1 pseudogene is annotated in these 445 nt (G+C 58.7%); it reads left to right on the forward strand.

Annotation, left to right across the window (positions count from 1 at the left end):
• Positions 1-43 precede the first annotated feature (43 nt).
• Positions 44-445: pseudogene (locus tag XarbCFBP7408_RS22140) on the forward strand (IS5 family transposase); the annotation flags it as partial.

A 445-nucleotide genomic window follows, 5' to 3' on the forward strand; every position in this document is an offset into this window, starting at 1 on the left:
AGAACCTGTTCGCGATCTCTTTCAAACCATGCAAACTGCACGAATGCGCGAGAAGACCTATCCAAGTGACATGAGCCGTGAGCGGTTCGAGCAGATCCGCCCGATTTTGGAGCGAGCCCGCAAACGCACCAAGCCTGCGACGGTGGATGTGTATGAGGTGTGGTGCGCAGTGCTGTATTTACTGCGGGCAGGTTGCCAGTGGCGTGCGTTGCCCAGTGACTTTCCGAAGTGGCGCACGGTGCATTCCTACTTTGCCAAGTGGAGCGAAGTGGACGATGAAGGTAGAAGCCTGCTGGAGCGGGCGCTCAAAAAATCAGGTTGGCGCGGCCCGCGAAACACAGGGGCGCAACGCCAGCAGCACGTTCTTGATCGTGGACGCGCAGAGCGTGAAGCACAGCGATACGGCAGGTCAGAAGGGCTATGACGCAGGCAAGAAGGTGTCGGG

This window comes from Xanthomonas arboricola pv. guizotiae (assembly GCF_002940205.1).
GTDB lineage: Bacteria > Pseudomonadota > Gammaproteobacteria > Xanthomonadales > Xanthomonadaceae > Xanthomonas > Xanthomonas arboricola_C.